Source organism: Providencia sp. wls1943 (assembly GCF_009706275.1).
GTDB lineage: Bacteria > Pseudomonadota > Gammaproteobacteria > Enterobacterales > Enterobacteriaceae > Providencia > Providencia zhijiangensis.
The window spans coordinates 167576-187323 of sequence record NZ_WLTU01000027.1 but is presented as its reverse complement, the minus strand read 5'-3'; the positions used below and the strand labels follow the sequence as shown (position 1 = coordinate 187323).

The following is a 19748-nucleotide window of genomic DNA, read 5'->3' as shown; positions in this document are numbered from 1 at the left end:
TTAAGCAGTCGCTCAATGGCACCGCCTAATAACGTGGTACAGGCTAGTGTTGCACCAAGTCGAGCCGCTTGAATTTCTGCATCAGAATACTCGCCTTCAAGCGTAAGTTGCTCATTGACCGTCTTCTGGGCGTAGTAGGTGATAGACACCAGTGTCATAACGCTCACAGAGGTGGCGATAAGTTTAAAAATGGACATAGATTACCCTTTAGTCAGGCGTTCACTGAATATGAACGCCGAATAGTGTGTGAAAACTCAGTATTGATATCGGGCGATATCCGGTTTTTGAAAGGATTGTGTTTGGTAGTAAAATAACGCTTTCGCTATTCCGTTAATAATTTGAGGTGTTTCAAGTTTACCTTGGTACGCCCATGCGACGGCATTCGTTCTTGCCGAGCGGCCCAATGTTTTTTCCATCATGGCGGTAAAATCCTCCCGCCCTTGTTTATCCTCTAGGTTATACAGAACATGTGTTAGAACAGGCTTTTCAGGGTTAACGAGGCTCCAAATAAAAACTTGGGTGATTGACCAGTCTTGCGCATTTTGTTGTGCGCGTTTTAGGTCTGTGATGTATTGCTCCGTGATTTGAACGCCTTCATTTTGCTGGTTTTTAAATTGTGTTAACGCATTGGCATTGTGTTGCTGAAGCTCAGAGACCTTTTTCCGGAGCATTGCCTCGACATTTTCCGTTTGGTTTAACCACGGTAATAAATACAAGCCAACATCAGGGGCGTGGTCATTCAATGTCTCCGTTAACGCATTCCACGCTTTAAGCTGGTGCTCTGCTTCCTCTGACGGGGTATAACCGGCATTAAATGCAATCGGTGTCGTCATTGCATAGGGCTGGTCAACATTGCCACGGAGTAGTGACCAGTCCTGTTGAGACAGTGTTGTGATGACCTGTAAAACCTGTGTAAGCCTCTGCTCCTCAAGGGTTGAATCTGTTTTCGGTGTTTCCGCATTGGCAAAACGCGGTATGAGTTTAGTCATACCGTCTATTGCTGTTTGATACCAATTATTTAAATCGTGGTTAATCGCGGTTTGTAATGCCCCTTCAGCTAACTGACACTTATAGACTACCAAGGGCCTTTCTTGTTCATCCATTAAGGTTTCCCATGTAGGCGAAACACAGTCTTTACGGTGGTTGAGTACACCGCCGAGTGTGACACTGCGGTCGTAATCATAAATCAATCCTTGAACACGCAAAATGTCTTGGGAAACAGTCTTAGCAGGAGTTGAGGTTGCATCATCACATCCCAGCAATAGCGCGCTGCTGATGCAGACGGTATAAAAAATAGTTTTCATCTTAATACCTTATAATTTAACGAGTGATTGAATATATTGGTAATGGGGCAAGGCTTGAATAAACGCCTCTTCACATAACCGTTGGTTGAGGTCTTCACGATAACGAAAGCTCCGCGCCGTCATGACCACATCTTGCAAGGCCATTACATCAAAGACATGAATGTGCTGCGCGATATCGGCAGCGAGATACCAATGACCGTGGTAATAAATCAACTTATACGGGGCAACGTTCGTGATGTTTTTTCCTTGGTGGGCAAATTGCAGTAAACGCCGTTTTACAATGGCTTGTGTCAGGATATAAAAGCCCCCGAACAGCGAGGGACGCTGCTCAGGAGGCGTATGATAGACAATGAACGGTGAATCAATTGTCGGGTCGAGCAGAACCGTTAACAGCTTCCTGTCTAAAGCCGGAAACAGTAAGGTGATATGCGTAATGGCGGCAAAACGCAATATGTCCTTATCGGTACGAAAGGGACGCTGTGACGCGGCTAATCGATAGCCACCTTGGTGATATTCCAAGTCCAGATACTGAAGGCGCTCATTAAAGTCACGCCGTAGGGTACGAGTCGAGACATTGAGCTCTTCTGACAACTCGGATAAATAAACGGTTTCTCCTCGAAATAATTGACTGATAATAAACGCCAACCGAGACGCAAGCCGGTCATGGCGAGACACAGAAGTCGACATGATGTTGTCCTTATTAAAATAGCTCCGGCAAGCGGATAAAGTGGGTGTGGTGAACCTTATTGCGATAAGGTCTTTTGTCGTAAGTACGCCACAATGATGCAGGCAGGAACGGTAACCCGATAAGCGGGTCCCGCTAGGTCAGCGACAAGCCATGCCGAGCTCACTGCAAGACCAATCGGACCAGCAATCAAGGAAAGTGCCCGGTGTGCTGCAAAGAGTGTACCGAGTGTGGCTACCCCGCCGAGTGCATTAATCACACCAATGGCTGAGAGTGTGGCCACTTCCAGTGCGGCAATGCCCGAGGTACGGATAGCCGCTTGAACCGCTATCAAAATCAATTGTGGCGTGGGGTTGGTAAGGTTAAGCTGCATATTACGAGAAAAGGTTTGTAACTCTTCCGTGGTCAGCTCATTTAAGCTTTTTTCTAATACTTTCAATAACAAGTTTAATTCCAAGGTTTCGGTATTACCTTCCTTTGGATAATTGACATCAAGGTGGTCACAGACATCCTGTAAGATTTCACGGTACAGCACGCCCTTATTACCTCGAACGAAACTCATCAAGCTGTTAGCCCCAAAGGCTTGCAATTCAGCGGCAATCGACATCCAGTATTGCTGGTGCTCCGGATGGTAGAGTTGATATTCAGGCGAGCTGGTTAAGGTTTCAGTCCAACGCTTTTGTCCGTCTTTGCTGTCGTGAGTCAGTACAGACACAAGCAAGCCCAGTTCTTCATTGCTGCATTCACGTAAAAACGCTAAATCGGTATCTAATCGATAAGTTGCCATCAGTGTTATTCCCTAGCTTGAAAAAGAGAACACCACGATAACAACCTCACCGGACAGGTTATGTCCGGCTATTTGACTTTTTTTCGAGAAATAAATGAAGGGAAATGACAGGGTGTGTCACTGGTTTTATTTAACTGAATGATATTAATGAGTTTATTTGGTTTCGTGTAAGTGATATATATCTGAAAAATATTTGAGTTAGTGAAATAACTATCCTTTGATTAAAAAAATATAGAATACATATTTTCAATAATAAATTTTAAGTAAATGTAAAAAAGCTCAAAAAAACAGCATTCAAATAAGTGCAAAATGCATTTTTTACCTATCCAATTTCATCTGAGAGAGTCTTAATTAGTCTGATTTAAACCAACTAACATATTGATATATATGAAATTAATTTGTTGACTTGCTACTTGGAATGCGATTAATTAGTCACCTCGAAACAAAAAACGTAAGGTGAAAATATGTCTCATTTTCCATTAAATGCTTTTCCATCACTTATTCGTGACATTATTTGTGATGTTCATGAATGCACCCAAGCACCAGTTCCATTAATTGCCTCCTCTGTGATTAGCGCAATGTCTTTGTCTTGCCAAGGCTTGATAAATGTTAGAGTTAACCAAATGGCACCGTTTCCTGTGTCATTGTTTTTACTTGTGATAGCAAACTCAGGGGAGCGTAAAACAACAGTCGATAAAATAGTGATGAAACCTTTTTATCAATATGATACGAATTCATTAAAGGAGTTTGAACAAAAGAAAACAGACTATTCACTTGAAATGCAGATTTGGAAAGAGAAAGAAAAAGCTATCCTAAGCCAGATCCGTAAGAAAACAACTCAAGGGCAAAGTACTGAAGGGGTATCAGAGGAGCTCAAAGCTTTACAAATAAAGAAACCCATTCAGCCAAAGCATCATCGATATATTTACAACAATGTGACACCTGAAGCATTACAAATGGGGATGTTCAATAATTATCCTCATATTGGATTAATTGCTGATGAGGGGGCTAATATCTTAGATAGGCAAGTTATGAAGGATTTAAGCTTTATTAATGCCATGTGGGATGGTGTAAGTTTTCATGTTGACCGTAAAACAACATCAAGTTTTACGATAGAAGATGGGCGTATTACGCTATCTGTGATGGTGCAGAAAAAACCGTTTGATTTATATTTAAAGCGGCAAGGAGATAAAGCGAGGGGAAGTGGTTTTTTTGCGCGTTGTTTGGTTGTGAATATTGATGAAAATTTGACGACCCAAGGTGCACGTTTTATAAAAAATAACCTGACTCTAAATATGAATATTGGTTACTTTCATCGTCGAATAAATAATTTATTAGCTGAAAATAATTCAAAGAAAAAAACAGATGAAAAATTATGTTTACCACTGGAACCATCAGCAAAATACGCATGGGAACAAATTTACAATAGCATAGAGCGTCGACTGCTTCCGGAGGAAGAATATGCCAGTATGGGAGATTTCGCATCTAAATTAGCAAATAATATTGCACGTTTAGCTGCAGTATTTAGTTATTTTCTTGAAGGAAATTGTGACATAAAAAAGGAATATATTGATGGTGCATCAGTGATATGTGAATGGTATATGCAACAAGCTATTCATTTATTTGGGCATGAAAACGGGTATTATGAAGCCTTATTATTATCATGGCTACACCGTGAGTATTATCAAAGTGGTAGAGAGTGGGGGGTAATAAAGTTTAATGATATTCGACGATATGGTCCAAGTGCATTACGAAAAGGTAAGTTACTGGCAACGGTTATTTCAAACCTAGAAAAAGAAAATGCAGTATATACAAATTATTCTCTGCGTGGTGCAAAACTTGTCAATGAAGGTAATAAATTTGCTAACAATATTTTTACAAAACATCCTGCGTATTCATTTTACCCATTAGGTACGACTGCTACTGTAGCAACTAATCGCAGAGTTTAATGATAAAATTGCACAAAAATAATATCAGAGTGAAATTATTCCCATTCTGACATTTTACCGAGTTAATAAAGGTCTATGGCTTTTGTTTTTCTCTAGTCGTTAAGTTTTATTGTGTCGGTATAGTAATATATGTTTATCATTATATACTCAATAAACTTCAAGTTGCATTTTTGAGCAACTGCGTAGCTCGAGCATTATGGGCATGAAGTGACACTGGTAATATGCAACTTCCAGTATCGCGATTATATATGTTTTTATTAATAATACATATATTAATTACCATATGTATTTAATGATGATTAATATCATTTAATAGAAATGGATTCTAATTATATTAACTAAATGTATGCTCAGTTAATTAATGAGGTCGCATCTCTTATGCCTCATTGGTTATCATCATAATAATATAGATTGGAATAACATAATTACTGATACCGACACTTCCTTTTAATATCTAATTAAGGGATGTCAAAATAAAGATGAAACCGTATACGTATAATGCGCAATATCAACAAGCCTTCTCGGATGTGATTAATGATGCTGTACAAGAGTTTCCTCGTACGCTTGCTTTGCGAATCGATCTTCACTTCCCTTCTGATTACCAATATGGCGATTCAAATAAAGAGATAACGCGTTTTATCGAATCGTTGAAAGCAAAGGTTAAAGTTGCTAGTAAAAATAAAAATCACGATTGGGAACGTAACTGGCATAATCGTTTACGGTATATTTGGGTACGTGAGATTGGTGAGCTTAATCACCGTAAGCATTACCACGTTTTATTACTGCTGAATAAAGATTTTTACTGGAGTGCAGGACACTTTGGATCAACGACCAGCTTAGCAGGACTGATCCAGCAAGCATGGTGTAGTGCGTTGGGCATTGAGTTAGCCCAATACAAAGGGCTGGTTCATTTCACGAAAAACGGGATTTATGTACTCAATGTGAATAAACGTGAATATCTCCAACAATTGGCGAATTTACAGGGGCGTCTAGATTACTTAGCGAAAGACCATACAAAGTGTTATCACGACGGTTATCGATCTATAGGGATGAGTCGTAGATAACTTATCTATAGGGATACTTTAGTGTTATTAGTTGAAAGGGCAAGAGGATTTGCCCTCATAATGATTTTTTAGCTTCTATCAAATAATGTGCGTAGTTCAATAGGATAATAATTACTTATAAATGATTCTGCTTCACTCTTGCTCAATGGTTTCATATCGATATGTTTACCTGAACGAATACGAATACTCGAAACAGGAATGTGTACAACACCAGTTGGTGACCGATTGATAACAATCCATTCACCAGACTCCACAGTTTTTGAATGGAAAGGACGGTCAGCTATGAGCTGGCTACAGTAAAATATGTCTTTTGCAGGAACTTCTAGCTCTAATGCAATATCTGCCCAGTAGCAGTTTTGGTCGCCAAATGAGTTCAATGTATCCATTTCAATCTTAATTTCAGTAAGGCCTAATAATTCAGCGCAGCTTTTGAGTTTAAGTATTTTATCGACATAACCATTTTTATTGCTTAGTTCACGACGTATGAAGATAGTTTGAGCTGATATTTTAGCTAAGTGGAGTTGAGTGTGTTGATATAGCCGTAAAACTTCATCACATATTTTCTGAACTTTATCACTATCTAGCGTGCTCAATATTTCTTTTTCATTACGATCATAGTGATAGTTGAAGTAGTCAGTATAAATTCTGTCTTCGCAGAAAGGGAGTCTTTGAATGTTTAAAGCTCTAGATAAAAATAGGTTAGTAATGCGTACCCAAACCGCTTTCCACAATTAAAACCAGTAACTCGATTTGGATCATTAGAACATGCTTTTCCTATTCCGATACAGTCAAAAAGTAAATCATCTTGTATTTGAAATAGTTGTTCACTATTGCTTCTCGGGAAAATCTCATCTTGTCTTGTAACCATAAAGGTATTCATTGTTGGAAATCCTTTTGCTTAGAAATCTAGAACAATAATGACATAGGTTAAATACTTTTTTCTTAAGAATTTTCAATTCTACCTTTTTAAGAGTATTGAGCATACGTATGACTCTAAGTGAATATTTTTTTGAATGTTAAAAGGTCGAGATTCATACAAAATAACACTAATTGTTCATTTATTGCGCGGTTGAGCTGAGCTTAAATTTTTACTCAAGCTCTGCTACTAGTATTAGAAAAAAAGAATACATATCCTGTATTTGGTCAACAAGAAATAGTTAAATCTATCAATTAAAAAAGGATATGTTATGAAAAATCAAATGGTTATTTTGAGAGTGAAGGATGTGATTAGCCGATTGAAAATCGGTAAATCAACATTATATGACTGGCTAAATCGCAAGTCACCAAGGTTCAAAGGTGATTTTCCGAGGCCTGTTAAGATTAGCGAAACAATGGTTGGTTGGCTTGAAGATGAAATAAATAACTGGTTAGAAACTAAAAAAAATAAAAGAGGGTAAAAGATAGATATGGCGGCTGCAATTGCCGCCATGAACTAATATTATTTTGATTTCTCAGAAAAAATGTTTTTTATTGATTGCTGATAATTTTTATTGGATTCTGAATCACCACTTTTTGGTCTAAACCAGGTCATTAAATTACTTTTAATTGTATGTTGATCGACTTTAAATGACGATTCTGTACCTTCTAGTTCTAATGATTTCTGTATTAACATTGGAATTATATCTTTAATGGCCTCACGATAAGACCTCCAATTCTTTTTATCAGGATCTGCTGTAAGGTAATCAATTACTTCTTTTTTCGTTTTTTCAGAATCTTGAGTTCGCTTATTTTGTGAGCCACGCCTTGAAAAGTCGGCTCTTCGCTCTTCCAAAGTGTTATCTGAAGTGTTTCCGGACGGATATGAACTTAAACCATCACAATAACCAATACGATAGTAAGCATCAAGAAGGTAGTCAAATGCTTGTTGTGTGTTATGAGCTTGAAGTTTTAATTCCGATGCAGCATAAAGTCCAATTGCATAATAGAGTTGTGATGATGGAGTATTATTATGAATTATATTGAAGTGATACTCGTATATTATAGATTCAACAGTAGTAGGAATAACATAATTATCAGGTCCATACACAGCATCCGGATCAAGCTGATCCAATTCATTAACCTGTGCTTTGACGTATTCTATAATTTCATTGAACAGCGCAACTGGAGAATTAGTCTTAATGCTTCCTTTTTCTTGTTCATTTACTATGGCCTCAATAGCAAGTGACTTAAACTTTTTCTTCATTTGAAGAATGATATTTTCCATTATTCTACTCCTATGAGGTTAACTTACTTTACGCTATCAGAGCCATAAAGTTATAACAGTCTGCTTATTTTTTTGCTAATTTATTGAATAGAACTACATTATGAGCTCAAAGGTAATGCTTATCAGAGTTTTTAATAAATAGGTGCATAAACTTCCTAACATATGCTTTTTGCGTCTCCTTGAAGTGGTCAACTAATTGTCCACTCTATTAGACTGTTTGTAAAACAGTCGCTCAGATTCATTTGGGGTCAATCCCCCGTTATACCAGAGGGGTCTGATGCCACTGTAATAGCCTGTGATATAACCGATAATTCTACACTCTGCTTCTTTCAAGCTTTCATAACCGATTGAAGGCATCCATTCATGTTTTAAACTTCTAAAAAATCGCTCCATTGGACTATTGTCCCAACAGTTACCTCGTCGGCTCAGACTTTGGGTGATTTGATAACGCCATAATCGGTGACGATACTCAAGGCTAGTATAATGGCTCCCTTGGTCACTATGAAACATCAGACCTTTTGGGTGCCCCCGCATTTCCCAAGCCATTTGCAAGGCTTTTAATGTCAACCCTGTGTCGGGGAACGTTGATAGAGCCCAACCAACGGGTTTCCGGGCAAAAAGGTCTAACACGACAGCCAGATAAGCCCACCGTTTTCCTGTCCAAATATAAGTCACATCACCGCACCATACTTGATTGGGCGCTGTGACAGCAAATTGGCGGTTGAGTAAATTTGGGATGTCGATATGTTCTTTACTTCCGTGTTTATACCGATGCTTCACCTGTTGGCAACTTGTAATCCCAAGTTCTTTCATTAAATTACCTACAAGGTAACGGCTCATTTTCACACCATATTGAGTCGCCACTATCGTGGCAATAGTCCTTGCGCCAGCAGAGCCGCCACTTAAATTCCAGGCATCTTTGACTAAGCTTCGTTTAATCGCTCGTACGCCGTCAGGTAAGGCATTTTTCATTCGATGATGCCAGTGACGATAGCTGCTGCGATGACGTTCAAAAAGTTGGCAAAGTGTTGTGACGGGGTAATGCGCTCTGAGTTTGTCGATTATCGCGAATCCTTCAGTGAGTCCGACATTAATAGCGCCGTAGCCTTTTTTAGGATTTCGTTTTCCATTTCAAGGCGTTGTATCTTTTTTTTCATCTCACGAAGTTCAATCTGTTCTGGCGTAAGCGGGAGCCCTGTTGGTGTTTTGCCTTGTCGTTCTAATCTCAGTTTTTTAACCCAGCGATTAAGTGCGGCAAGGCTAACGCCCATAGCCTGAGCGGCTTTCGCCACGGAGTAATGATGGTCAACGACCATTTTAGCAGCTTCGAGTTTAAACTCTGCTGAATATTGCTTAACCATGTGCTCACCTGTGATGTTATTGAGGTAAGAATATCACCTCTAGTCAGGTGGCCAAATTAACTATGCCACTTCACCTGTCGCTACCACTAGGCTTGTTATAAAGGTACAATCAGTTAACTTTTTTAATATACAATGTGCTGATTACAATGACTAATAACAATTTCTCTTCAACAGTGGCATTTCTATGGTCAGTAGCTGACCTGTTACGTGGCGACTTCAAGCAATCTCAATATGGACACATCATTCTCCCTTTCACTCTGCTAAGGCGCTTAGAGTGTGTCCTTGCAGCTACAAAGGCTGATGTTCTGGCTAAATACGACGCAGTAAAATCAATGCCGATTGAAGTGCAGGACAAACTGCTTATCCATGCTGCGCAGTTAAGCTTTTATAACACCTCAAAAATGGATTTGAACCGTCTGGGTGAAACAGGCGTAGCAAATAATCTTCAAAATTACATTCAATCATTTAGCCCAAATGCCCGTGAGATTTTTGAGCACTTCGACTTTTTTAATACTATCGACAAACTAGAAGAAGTCGATCTGCTTTATAAAGTTGCGAAACGTTTTGCGACTACCGATCTTCACCCTGACACCATCAGCAACTACGGTATGGGTTTAGTGTTTGAAGAGCTTATCCGCCGCTTTGCCGAAAGCTCGAATGAAACAGCAGGGGAACACTTTACCCCAAGGGATATTGTTGAGCTGACAACGTCATTACTTTTCACTAATGAAGAAGAGTTAACCAGTTCAGGCTTGGTACGCTCAATCTACGACCCTACAGCAGGAACTGGTGGCTTCTTATCGTCTGGTATGGAGTATGTCCACAAACTCAATGAGAAAGTCTCTCTATCTGCATTCGGACAAGAGCTGAACCCAGAGTCATACGCAATCTGTAAAGCCGATATGCTGATTAAGGGGCAGAAGGTCGATAATATCAAGCTGGGCAATACCTTATCGAATGACCAGCTCCGCAGTGATAAGTTTGACTATATGCTATCTAATCCACCTTTTGGTGTGGATTGGAAGAAAATCCAAAAATATATCACTGATGAGTTACTCAAAAAGGTTTTGAAGGTCGCTTTGGTGCGGGCTTACCTCGCGTGTCTGATGGTTCATTACTGTTTTTGATGCACTTAATTAGCAAAATGCGCCCTCAACATGAAGGTGGTTCACGTATAGGTATCATCCTGAATGGTTCCCCACTTTTTACTGGCGGAGCTGGTAGTGGTGAGAGTGAAATTAGACGCTATATTCTGGAAAATGATTTACTTGAAGCGATTGTGGCGCTGCCTACCGATATATTCTACAACACGGGTATTGCTACTTATATTTGGGTGTTATCTAACCATAAGCCAACTGCTCGCAAAGGCAAGGTTCAATTAATTAATGCGTCAAAAGAACGCGCTAAAAAGGCAGGCGCGGGCGTAGTGGTGGCGGTGAAGTCGAAGGCGATGATGAAAACGTGTTTTATGCTGCCATGCGTAAATTACTGGGCAGTAAGCGAAGAGAACTGACAGAAGAAGCGATTGAGACAATCGTGCAAACATACGGTCAGTTTGTAGAAAATGATTTTAGTAAAATCTTTGATTACAAAGCGTTTGGCTATCGACGAATTACGGTTGAACGTCCACTGAAATTAGCCATTTTCCCGAAAGATGCTATACGCCTCGAAGCTCTGCAAGTAGATAGTGTTTGGCAGAAAATAGATGAAGCTACTCAGAGCTCCATTCTTGATGCACTTGCTTCCTTTGACTCTGAAAAAATATTTGTCTCGTGATAAATTCCTCAAACAGTTAAAAACCAAGCTGGCAGACGTTAAATTAAGTGCAGCACAGCTAAAACTAATAGTGAAAGCCGATTTACAGCTTGGCCTTATGATTGGAGAAGAACCAAAGCCTTATCTGCCTGCAGCAAAAGAAGGCTCAGGTGCTGTGCCAAAAGACCCCAAAACTGAATTGCTTAACGAGATCATCCAGCGAATGAACGACTTGTTTATTGAAGACGGTTTGTCTGAAAATGATATGCTCAATTATGCGAATACCATCGCAGGAAAAATCTCAGAAAATAAAGTGGTTATGGATCAGCTGCGCAGTAACACCAAAGAACAAGCTATGCTCGGCCAATTCCCTGAGTCAATCAATAATGCCATTATTGAGAGTATGGATATTCATAATGAGATGGCAATGAAACTTCTATCTAATGAAGCGATAGCGAAAGGCTTTGCTGGATTGATGTTTGATGTGTTAATGAAGGGATTAGGAAAGGCAAGTGAAGCCCAACGCTAGCATTTGATAGCTCACCACCTTGTGGGAATGTACTTTGGGGGTGATGTATCGTTATATTTATATGCTTTTAATAAGCAAAAGCATTTGATGACATAGTCTGTTACTACATTGGTATTCACCTTCGGCACAATTCAGTTAATCAAGAGAGTGATATCGTCTACAATGAGCGAGAAGCTGATATATTAGGTCAGAAAATGACAATAGTTATTGAATTTTAATTAACTCATTGCAAACATTATGGTTTGATAAGCGATGAAAATACAAAAATGCCTCTCCTTATTCTTATTACAATAAGGAGAGAAGACTATCATTGCTATGATTCTGGTTTAGCAATTTCTGTTATGAATTTCTTAGCAACAGCGGACTCATACTTTCTATAATCATCAAGATATTGAACATCTATATGATTTTTGTAGCGAACATTAAATTTATTCGCTGTTCCTGTTTTATCATCTTTGCGTTCATCTGTTGGCCTGAAAAATTTATTGTAGCGACGTGGTGATACTCCTTCAAAATCACAAAATATCACTTTAGATGATTCTTCATTCTTTGTTATAGCATCATTATGTAGGTCAAGAGCAAGACTTTTATCAAAAGGTTCTATGTACACGACTTTTTTTATTCCTGCAGCGACAATATGTCTTGCACAGTTATGGCAAGGGTAAGTAGTCGTATAAAGAATTTTATCTTTAGTATCGCCATTTTGTTTTCTAGCCATCGAAGTAATTACGTCCATTTCAGCATGAATTGATCTGGAGTATTCCATTATGTTTGAAATTTTACTATCTTTATAAATACTTTCTGTAATTTTGTCTAAGTTGTTTAAAAGTAGGCGCATATTAGTATCGCGTACAGAGTGTTCCGCAGAAATACCTAAAACAGCACTGATTTCATTGGATAATATATTTTTGATACGTTCTTTAATTTTAAGCTTGTTCGTATCATTATAACACTTACCACTTTTGTGAACGCATCTATGATCCTTATCAAAATCATCACTGCTATACAATCCCCCACCAGCTTTAGGTACGTCGTTTTTTCCTACCGCGAGCAGGTTCCCTTCATCATCAAATAATGCAGCTCCAACTTGACGTGACAGACAAGCTGATTGTAATGATGTTGAAAAAGCAGCGTACATACCTTTTTCGTTAAATGTGGGTGTTAAACCATTTTTACCATGAATAAGACCAAAAAAACGTTCAATTTTCTTCTTTAATTCACTTTTTTGACTGAAGTTGTTTTTAATGAAAAAATCGGAATCAAGAATAGTTTCTCCAGTTCTTTGTCCATGATCATCAGAGGATTTATTATCAATATTGATAATCAAATGGAGATCATCCTTTGTGGATTCATCTGCAATGAGATTCGGTATTCGATAATCTAAATCACGCAAAACTCCTAATAAGTAGAAGTTATGCTGATATATAACCCTGAATAACTCTGCTTCTTCAGGTCTTTTGAACTGGTCAATGATGAATACAGTGCCTTTATAGGCCTCATTAGTATAATCAATTTTTTTCTTTTCTGTGGCGATTGCAGCAATTGCCGCTTCTGCTAGCAATTCATTTCTGTTGTAATGTTTGCGAAGTTTATTGGCAATATCTTGAAGTTTTAGATGTCTGTTTACTTTAGTACTTTTGGCGTATTCTAGTGCTTCCGCCTCAAAATATAATGGACTCTCCAAAAATGTACTTATTCGGATGTGAACAACATTGTAGTCCCAATCTTTGGATATTTCTTCAGCAATTTCGTATATCGTTCTCATGCCGCATCCCACATATCCACACAATCCAAGATAGATATCTTTTGATTGCCGTGAATTCAGGAATTCCATTGATGATGCTGACGTGGCGTCTTTTTTTTCATCTCGTTTTTGCGGTACTTTTTTTGCTGCTTCAGCCATTGCCTAATTACCTAATCAAAAATTATATCAGTATTCATTATTTCAATAAATGCATCTAGAACTTCTTTATTTTCCTTTCTACATTCAAATGAAATTACGTTATCACAATTAAAGGTTGTTAATTCAATGCAAATAGAATTATCCTGATCATTGGAAGCTACGGTAGATTCAGTGTCATTAAATGTTATTATATTCATTTCTTTTATCCAAACATAACAAAAACTATATGGTCTTTAGTGTACTACAAAAGCGCGCACTTTCCCTTATTTTTAGAGGGGTAAGTGTGCTCCACTTCATATTTTTCCTCAGACATAAAGTAATTACACATGATGTAGAGCTTTTCATACTAATCAAAACACTAAAACTCATTAATGTTTTAGTGTTTCTTTCTACTATTGTGAAAATGACTTCGTTGACCTTACTCACTATCCACTATATAGTGCAGTGGTCACGAGGCTAAATATCTTGATGACAAATAGCTTGTGCTGTAACAGTGTCAAGTGAAGTCTACTTTAGTAAATACAAATTACCCAACTAGCGATATCCCTCTGACTCCTCCTTCAATAATACTTCCGCTATCTGCTTCCTCAATAAAATCAGCCCACCATTGCATCATGGGGCGTCTTTGCTCTAGGTAGTCACTGCGATTATAGGCGCGTCTAACTTCATTTTTATCAACGTGGGCGAGTGCGGCTTCGATGACATCTGGTGGGAAGCCTTGTTCATTGAGTGCGGTACTGGCAATTGAACGTAGACCGTGAGAAACAAGCACACCTCCGAATCCAGCACGTTTTAATGCAGCATTGACGGTTTGGCTATTCATGGGCTGGGTAGGCTTGATTCGGCTAGGAAAGATAAACTCACGATTACCACTTAATGGTTTCATTAGATCTAAAATAGCCAAAGCAGCGTCAGACAACGGAACGGTATGTTCACGGTTCATCTTCATTCTTGCTGCAGGTATCTTCCATTCCTTGGTCTCAAAGTTGATTTCATCCCAACGGGCTTCAGCAGCTTCGGCAGGGCGCGAGATGGTGAGTAGCTGCCACATAAACAAGCATCGAGTAGATAGACTAATACTAGCTGTACGCATTGTCTGCATGAGCTTTGGCAGCTGATCTGGGGGAATACTTGGCATATTTTTTTTCTTGGGTTTTTCAAAAGCTTTGCCAATATTGATACTCGGTACGGCATCAATTAAGCCAGTATTTTGAGCATAAATCATTACTTCATTGATACGCTGACATAGGCGACGAACCGTTTCTAGTGCGCCTCTAGCTTGAACCGGTTGTATTGCTTGAACCAATATGTGCGCTTTGATATCGGTAACGCTGATGTCACCAATGGCAGGGAACACATCTCGTTCAAGTGAACGCCAAATATCATTGCCGTAATCTTCGGTTACGGTGGACTTCTTCACTTCCCACCAACGTTCAGCGACAAGTTGAAAGGTATTTGCCTTAGCTTCTATGGTGTTACGGACTTGCTCTTTATAGTGATCTTGTGGGTCTATTTGTTTAGCAAGCAGTGTTCTTGCTTCAAGGCGATAGCTACGTGCATCTGCAAGGCTGACGGCAGGGTAAGAGCCTAGGCTCTTTTTAGCTCGCTTTTTAGTGAGAGGGCGAATGTAGCGAAATGACCACAGCTTGCTGCCATTGGATTTAACCAATAGCTCTAATCCATCGCCATCATAGAGGACATAATCACTCTGTTTTGGCTTTGCTGCATCGATCTCTTTTGCGGATAAGGGTTTGGTTTGTCTTGCCATTTTTGATGTTCCATTGTTTTTAGGCACCTCAAAAACTATAAAGGTTAACGAGGTGCCTATCAAGGTGCCTAAGATGATTGGATTTAATTAGGTGACATCAGACTACGCAGGACATAAAAAAGCCCACAACTCATTGAGTTAGCGGGCTTTTCAGTCTTCTTTGGACGTCCTTAGAAGATAATTTGGTGGAGCTGGCGGGAGTTGAACCCGCGTCCGAAATTTCTACATCCTCGGTACTACATGCTTAGTCTAGTCTTTAATTTCATTTGCCAACTGCGGACAGACACGCCATCAACAAACTATCCTGATTAAGTTTAACGCTTCAACCCCAGGCAAGGCATCCACGCGATCTCTTTTGGGTTTGACTTCTCTTGATCCCCGTCCTAAGAGCGGAGGCTAGGGAGAGAAGGCTCTAAGCAGGTTATTAAGCTGCTAGTGCGTAGTTTTCGTCGTTTGCGACTATTTTTTTGCGGCTTTTTACGAGGCCAACCGCCCCTCGGCATGCACCTTGGGTTTCGCAAATCCCGTCGAATCCAGAATCAGCCCCAAGTTGTGAGCGCAGTATAACAGAAAATAACTCTATAAAGCTAGGACTTAGCGATTAGAATGTTTCATTATACGTGCTTTATCTAATTGCCACTCTCTATCTTTGATATCAGAACGCTTGTCGTGGGCTTTTTTACCTTTGGCGACGCCAATTTTCACTTTGCACCACGCGTTTTTCCAATATAAGGAAAGAGCGATGACGGTATAGCCTTCTCGGTTAACTTTACCGTAAAGGGTATCTAATTCACGTTGATTAAGAAGCAGTTTTCTACTGCGAGTTGGGTCACAAACTACATGGGATGATGCGACCGTCAGTGGTGTAAAGTTGGCACCAAACAGATAGGCTTCACCATCGCGCAGTAAAACGTAGCTATCACCAATGTTGGCTTTGCCCGCGCGTAATGATTTAACTTCCCAACCTTGTAGGGATAAACCCGCCTCGAACTCCTCTTCGATAGAATATTCGTGGCGAGCACGTTTGTTCATAGCAATTGTTGCTGAACCGGGTTTATATGGTTTTTTCTTTGTCATAGTTCATTCATTATACGTTAAGATGCGTTGAATGAAATCGTTCAACACTGATATTTTTGCGATTGTGCATTTCTTGCCCTGCACGGGTTTTGTTTTTTGAGTAACCCATCAATGGTGCTATTATATGCGCAGTTTTTGGGGATAGGAATTGATATGCCACAGATTAGTCGCTCTGCGTTAGTCCCTTTTAGCGCAGAACAAATGTATAAACTTGTGAATGATGTGGTTTCATATCCAAGTTTTTTACCGGGATGCGTTGGAAGCCGAATTATTAGCCAAAATTCTGATGAAATGACGGCATCGGTTGAGGTTTCAAAGGCGGGAATTAGCAAAACCTTCATTACGAAAAATGCGTTGGAAGACAATAAACGTATCCAAATGCAGTTAGTTGAGGGCCCTTTCAGAACTCTATCTGGGGGATGGCAGTTTATTCCTTTGAGTGCTGATGCCTGTAAAATTGAATTTCATCTCGATTTTGAATTTACCAATAAGCTGATTGAATTGGCATTCGGTAAAATATTCAAAGAGCTAGCCAACAATATGGTTCAAGCATTTACGTCTCGTGCTAAGGTCGTTTACCGTGTCTGATATCAATATTGAAGTGACTTACGCGTTACCTGAAAAGCAATTTTTGCTTTCAGTGAAGGTTGCAGAAGGAACGACGATTGAAGATGCCATTATTGCGTCGGGTATTTTAACGCTGCGTTCAGATATCGATTTAAAGAAAAATAAAGTAGGCATTTATAGTCGCCCAGCGAAATTGGGTGATGTGGTTCAAGAAGGGGATAGAATCGAAATTTATCGCCCATTGATTGCCGACCCGAAAGAGCTGCGCCGCAAGCGAGCTGAAAAATCGAAAGAGAATAATAAATAAGATATTGCGTAGTGAGCGAACCAATTTGATATGAAGCCGAGTGAAAGCTCGGTTTTTTTGTGTCTAATTTATAGATTTTTCTTTGTAGAGAGTGATGGATACGTCGATTTATAGGCTAGAACGTAGAAGATGGTGCTTCTATGTATTGGCGAGAATTTATAAAAGAATAAACAAAAGTACTAAAGTAACTACCTGTTTTTTATCCCATCATTTAAATGGGGCAGGTAGCTACTTATATACTCAAGTTATAAGACATACTTAAGTTATACACGCTCAAGCATTACGCTATATAGGGTGTTATTCCGCTGCTTTTGGTTCTGATGCTTTAACTTCACCAGCTTCCATGGCTTGTTGCGCTTCAAGGTTTTTCTCGTTTTTGATATCCGTCAGAATACCGTTGCGATCAAACGTCAGCGTCAATGTTTCTTGCTTCACTGGGTCATGCCCCAACTCTTGGCGGAAAACATAAAACCAAGTCTGAGAACCAAACGGGTCAGTCATCATTGGCGTGCCTAAAGCATAAGCAACCTGTTGCTGTGTCATTCCTTTTTTAATCTTCGCAACATCTTTCGCTGTCAGGTAGTTACCTTGGTTAATATCCGGATGATAGACAAGACGTTCCATCATTGAACAGCCTGTGGACATTAATGCGAATGATAGTGCTGCAGCAGTTAACAATTTATAACGCATGGATATCTCATTCCTTTTGGAGTCAGAACATCAATGATAATCGACATTGATACAATTTAAAACCTTCCAGATCGACTCTAAGACAACAGGAGATAAAAAAAGTTGTCGAAATTTAAGCTGCGAGCAACTCTTTTGCATTAGCCAACGTATTTTTTGTCACTTCAGAACCTGCAAGTAACCGTGCAAGCTCTTGTAATCTTGATTTTTTATCCAGTAACTGCATGTGAGTCTCGGTTTCTACACCGTTTGTTTCTTTACTAACATAAAAATGGTGATGACCGCAGCCTGCGACTTGAGGCAAGTGAGTCACACACATAACTTGGGTGGATTCGCCAAGTTCACGGAGCAATTTCCCGACGATAGCGGCGGTTGGGCCACTAATACCCACGTCTACTTCATCAAAAATTAACGCCGGAGTATCCATTTTTTTCGCGGTGATCACTTGAATGGCTAAAGCGATGCGAGATAGCTCACCACCTGATGCGACTTTTGCTAAGGCTTGATGAGGTTGTCCCGGGTTTGTGGTGACATTGAATTCGACTTTGCAGGCACCATCGATTTGCAAATGTTCAGGAACAAATTTTACATCAATCGTGAATAGACCATGAGGCATTGAAAGTTGGTGCATGCTGCTGGTAATTAGTTGGCTGAGTTCTTGTGCGTAGTGCAGGCGTACATGATGTAAACGTTCCGCACATTCTAACGCTTTTTGGTGATCAGTAATGACCTGCGCATTTAAAGCTTCACAATCTTCATTTTGATTAGCAATTTGATTTTGCTCTTCGACTAATTGCTGAAAGAGTTCAGGCAGAGACTCAGGCGTAACATGATGTTTGCGCGCCAAACTAATTTGTTTGGAAATTCGCTGCTCCAATTCAAACAAGCGATTTGGGTCTAACTCGTATTGATCGCAGTAATGTTTAATTTCATCACTCACTTCACTAACTTGGATGGCCGCTTCTTCCAGCATATCCAATAGTCCTGAAAATTTAGGATTCAGAGTGACTAAATCAGAAAGCTCATTTTTTGCCATATTAAGAAGGCTGATGACGTTCGCATCGTCACTTTCAGTTAGGATTTGAGCCGCTGTTTGCCCAATAGTTAAAAATTGTCCGTGATTAGCAAGCTGCTTATATTCTTGGTCAATTTCCTCAAACTCCCCTTGAACGGGTAGGAACTCATTTAACTCTTTTAAATGATAATCAAGCAATTGTTGGCGAGATTCACGCTCTTGCATCTGTTTTTGAAAAACAGCTAATTGCTGACAAGACTCATGCCACTTTTGCCACGTTTGCTTCATTTGAGCGAGTAATTCTTGCTGATTAGCATAAGCATCAAGTAAGGATTGCTGATGGTCATTATCCAGTAATAACTGGTGAGCGTGTTGGCCATGAATTTGGATCAGTAATGCACCGAGTTCACGTAATTGGGATAAGGGAACGGAAACTCCGTTAATAAAGCCTCGAGAGCGCCCATCGGTTGCGATGGTACGGCGAAGCAAGCATTCATTTTGATTATCAAGTTGATGCTCAATGAGCCAGTTTGCCGCCATTTGAGCGTCAGACAGTGAAAAACGAGCACACAGGTCGGCACGTTGAGCACCAGGGCGAACCATGTTGGCTTCACCTCGGTTTCCTAAACATAAGCCAAGAGCATCGATAGCGATGGATTTACCCGCACCGGTTTCACCTGTAATTGTCGTCATGCCGCTACGGAAATCGATTTCTAACTCACGAACGATAGCAAAATTATTGATGGTTAGCTGGGTTAGCATCTGAGCTCTCCTGTTTAAATACACA

The 19748-nt window shown here is 39.7% G+C and carries 21 protein-coding genes and 1 other RNA gene; 9 read left to right on the top strand and 13 right to left on the bottom strand.

The annotated features are described in order from the left end of the window. The 4 genes from GKR48_RS17710 to GKR48_RS17695 form a co-directional block, all read right to left on the bottom strand. Positions 1–197, bottom strand: a 197-nt coding sequence (locus GKR48_RS17710; RefSeq protein ID WP_154628776.1) for a hypothetical protein, incomplete at its 3' end; no start/stop codon positions are given. A 57-nt stretch (positions 198–254) separates the two neighbouring features. Beyond that, positions 255–1304: a hypothetical protein gene (locus tag GKR48_RS17705; protein ID WP_154626587.1), complete on the bottom strand. Its 1050-nt coding sequence runs from the start codon at positions 1302–1304 to the stop codon at positions 255–257. Between the two features lie 9 nt (positions 1305–1313). Then, positions 1314–1991, bottom strand: a complete 678-nt coding sequence (locus GKR48_RS17700; protein ID WP_154626589.1) for a helix-turn-helix transcriptional regulator — start codon at positions 1989–1991, stop codon at positions 1314–1316. 56 nt (positions 1992–2047) lie between these two features. Continuing rightward, positions 2048–2776, bottom strand: a complete 729-nt coding sequence (locus GKR48_RS17695; protein WP_154628777.1) for a DUF3944 domain-containing protein — start codon at positions 2774–2776, stop codon at positions 2048–2050. A gap of 464 nt (positions 2777–3240) precedes the next feature. On the opposite strand from GKR48_RS17695, the gene GKR48_RS17690 reads away from it, so the two are divergent. Together GKR48_RS17690 and GKR48_RS17685 are read left to right on the top strand one after the other, a co-directional pair. Beyond that, positions 3241–4725: a YfjI family protein gene (locus tag GKR48_RS17690; protein WP_154629015.1), complete on the top strand. Its 1485-nt coding sequence runs from the start codon at positions 3241–3243 to the stop codon at positions 4723–4725. Positions 4726–5204: 479 nt separating this feature from the next. Next, positions 5205–5789: an inovirus Gp2 family protein gene (locus GKR48_RS17685; RefSeq protein ID WP_154629014.1), complete on the top strand. Its 585-nt coding sequence runs from the start codon at positions 5205–5207 to the stop codon at positions 5787–5789. A gap of 68 nt (positions 5790–5857) precedes the next feature. Here GKR48_RS17685 and GKR48_RS17680 read toward each other — a convergent pair whose 3' ends face one another. Beyond that, the gene (locus GKR48_RS17680; RefSeq protein ID WP_154629013.1) at positions 5858–6520 is read right to left on the bottom strand and encodes a hypothetical protein; all 663 of its coding nucleotides are present in this window, start codon (positions 6518–6520) and stop codon (positions 5858–5860) included. A 456-nt stretch (positions 6521–6976) separates the two neighbouring features. Here GKR48_RS17680 and GKR48_RS17675 point away from each other — a divergent pair, with 456 nt between their 5' ends. Next, a complete protein-coding gene (locus GKR48_RS17675; RefSeq protein WP_154629012.1) occupies positions 6977–7186 on the top strand; it encodes a helix-turn-helix transcriptional regulator in 210 nt (69 codons plus the stop codon). A gap of 41 nt (positions 7187–7227) precedes the next feature. Here the strand turns inward: GKR48_RS17675 and GKR48_RS17670 are convergent, their stop codons facing one another. Both GKR48_RS17670 and GKR48_RS17665 read right to left on the bottom strand, forming a co-directional pair. Continuing rightward, a complete protein-coding gene (locus GKR48_RS17670) occupies positions 7228–7992 on the bottom strand; it encodes a hypothetical protein (protein WP_154629011.1) in 765 nt (254 codons plus the stop codon). Positions 7993–8184: 192 nt separating this feature from the next. Further along, positions 8185–9353 (bottom strand): IS3 family transposase gene (locus GKR48_RS17665; protein ID WP_442959393.1). Its coding sequence is split into 2 segments (ribosomal slippage): positions 8185–9098 and positions 9098–9353, totalling 1170 coding nucleotides; the frame shifts between segments, so codons are not numbered across the junction. 146 nt (positions 9354–9499) lie between these two features. Here GKR48_RS17665 and GKR48_RS17660 point away from each other — a divergent pair. The 4 genes from GKR48_RS17660 to GKR48_RS17790 are packed head-to-tail and all read left to right on the top strand — an operon-like array spanning position 9500 to position 11637. Further along, positions 9500–10480, top strand: a complete 981-nt coding sequence (locus GKR48_RS17660) for an HsdM family class I SAM-dependent methyltransferase (RefSeq protein ID WP_255425054.1) — start codon at positions 9500–9502, stop codon at positions 10478–10480. Then, positions 10453–10866 (top strand): HsdM family class I SAM-dependent methyltransferase, encoded by a 414-nt coding sequence (locus GKR48_RS18340; RefSeq protein WP_442959392.1) that lies wholly within the window; start codon positions 10453–10455, stop codon positions 10864–10866. The genes GKR48_RS17660 and GKR48_RS18340 overlap by 28 nt, the downstream gene beginning before the upstream one ends. A 23-nt stretch (positions 10867–10889) precedes the next feature. Continuing rightward, positions 10890–11129 (top strand): hypothetical protein, encoded by a 240-nt coding sequence (locus tag GKR48_RS18335; protein ID WP_230088714.1) that lies wholly within the window; start codon positions 10890–10892, stop codon positions 11127–11129. Continuing rightward, positions 11119–11637: a hypothetical protein gene (locus GKR48_RS17790; RefSeq protein ID WP_230088713.1), complete on the top strand. Its 519-nt coding sequence runs from the start codon at positions 11119–11121 to the stop codon at positions 11635–11637. Before GKR48_RS18335 ends, GKR48_RS17790 begins: the two co-directional genes overlap by 11 nt. Before the next feature lie 313 nt (positions 11638–11950). Here the strand turns inward: GKR48_RS17790 and GKR48_RS17655 are convergent, their stop codons facing one another. From GKR48_RS17655 to smpB, 4 genes are all read right to left on the bottom strand, one after another. After that, positions 11951–13540, bottom strand: a complete 1590-nt coding sequence (locus tag GKR48_RS17655) for an anti-phage dCTP deaminase (RefSeq protein WP_154629009.1) — start codon at positions 13538–13540, stop codon at positions 11951–11953. 526 nt (positions 13541–14066) lie between these two features. Further along, a complete protein-coding gene (locus GKR48_RS17650; RefSeq protein ID WP_154629008.1) occupies positions 14067–15308 on the bottom strand; it encodes an integrase in 1242 nt (413 codons plus the stop codon). Between the two features lie 183 nt (positions 15309–15491). Then, positions 15492–15855: a transfer-messenger RNA gene (gene ssrA, locus GKR48_RS17645) on the bottom strand. Between the two features lie 47 nt (positions 15856–15902). Next, positions 15903–16385, bottom strand: a complete 483-nt coding sequence (gene smpB / locus GKR48_RS17640; protein WP_006814817.1) for an SsrA-binding protein SmpB — start codon at positions 16383–16385, stop codon at positions 15903–15905. Between the two features lie 153 nt (positions 16386–16538). Here smpB and GKR48_RS17635 point away from each other — a divergent pair, with 153 nt between their 5' ends. Then, entirely contained in the window at positions 16539–16973 is a 435-nt protein-coding gene (locus GKR48_RS17635) for a type II toxin-antitoxin system RatA family toxin (RefSeq protein ID WP_195848268.1), read from the top strand. Continuing rightward, complete coding sequence (locus tag GKR48_RS17630; protein WP_211886192.1) at positions 16966–17259, top strand: RnfH family protein; 294 nt, start codon at positions 16966–16968, stop codon at positions 17257–17259. The genes GKR48_RS17635 and GKR48_RS17630 overlap by 8 nt, the downstream gene beginning before the upstream one ends. Positions 17260–17556: 297 nt before the next feature. Here GKR48_RS17630 and bamE read toward each other — a convergent pair whose 3' ends face one another. Both bamE and recN read right to left on the bottom strand, forming a co-directional pair. Then, positions 17557–17949 carry an outer membrane protein assembly factor BamE gene (gene bamE, locus GKR48_RS17625; protein ID WP_036949409.1) on the bottom strand — a complete coding sequence of 131 codons (393 nt, stop codon included), beginning with the start codon at positions 17947–17949 and terminating at the stop codon, positions 17557–17559. Between the two features lie 112 nt (positions 17950–18061). Continuing rightward, positions 18062–19723 carry a DNA repair protein RecN gene (gene recN, locus GKR48_RS17620; RefSeq protein ID WP_154629007.1) on the bottom strand — a complete coding sequence of 554 codons (1662 nt, stop codon included), beginning with the start codon at positions 19721–19723 and terminating at the stop codon, positions 18062–18064. Positions 19724–19748: the final 25 nt, after the last annotated feature.

Excerpts from the sequence above, each read along its gene's own strand:
- GKR48_RS17655 (WP_154629009.1), bottom strand. The coding sequence starts at position 13,540 with ATGGCTGAAGCAGCAAAAAAAGTACCGCAAAAACGAGATGAAAAAAAA.
- GKR48_RS17670 (WP_154629011.1), bottom strand. The coding sequence starts at position 7,992 with ATGGAAAATATCATTCTTCAAATGAAGAAAAAGTTTAAGTCACTTGCT.
- GKR48_RS17635 (WP_195848268.1), top strand. The coding sequence starts at position 16,539 with ATGCCACAGATTAGTCGCTCTGCGTTAGTCCCTTTTAGCGCAGAACAA.
- bamE (WP_036949409.1), bottom strand. The coding sequence starts at position 17,949 with ATGCGTTATAAATTGTTAACTGCTGCAGCACTATCATTCGCATTAATG.
- GKR48_RS17660 (WP_255425054.1), top strand. The coding sequence starts at position 9,500 with ATGACTAATAACAATTTCTCTTCAACAGTGGCATTTCTATGGTCAGTA.
- recN (WP_154629007.1), bottom strand. The coding sequence starts at position 19,723 with ATGCTAACCCAGCTAACCATCAATAATTTTGCTATCGTTCGTGAGTTA.
- GKR48_RS17685 (WP_154629014.1), top strand. The coding sequence starts at position 5,205 with ATGAAACCGTATACGTATAATGCGCAATATCAACAAGCCTTCTCGGAT.
- GKR48_RS17705 (WP_154626587.1), bottom strand. The coding sequence starts at position 1,304 with ATGAAAACTATTTTTTATACCGTCTGCATCAGCAGCGCGCTATTGCTG.
- GKR48_RS17650 (WP_154629008.1), bottom strand. The coding sequence starts at position 15,308 with ATGGCAAGACAAACCAAACCCTTATCCGCAAAAGAGATCGATGCAGCA.
- GKR48_RS17700 (WP_154626589.1), bottom strand. The coding sequence starts at position 1,991 with ATGTCGACTTCTGTGTCTCGCCATGACCGGCTTGCGTCTCGGTTGGCG.
- GKR48_RS17690 (WP_154629015.1), top strand. The coding sequence starts at position 3,241 with ATGTCTCATTTTCCATTAAATGCTTTTCCATCACTTATTCGTGACATT.
- smpB (WP_006814817.1), bottom strand. The coding sequence starts at position 16,385 with ATGACAAAGAAAAAACCATATAAACCCGGTTCAGCAACAATTGCTATG.
- GKR48_RS17695 (WP_154628777.1), bottom strand. The coding sequence starts at position 2,776 with ATGGCAACTTATCGATTAGATACCGATTTAGCGTTTTTACGTGAATGC.
- GKR48_RS17675 (WP_154629012.1), top strand. The coding sequence starts at position 6,977 with ATGAAAAATCAAATGGTTATTTTGAGAGTGAAGGATGTGATTAGCCGA.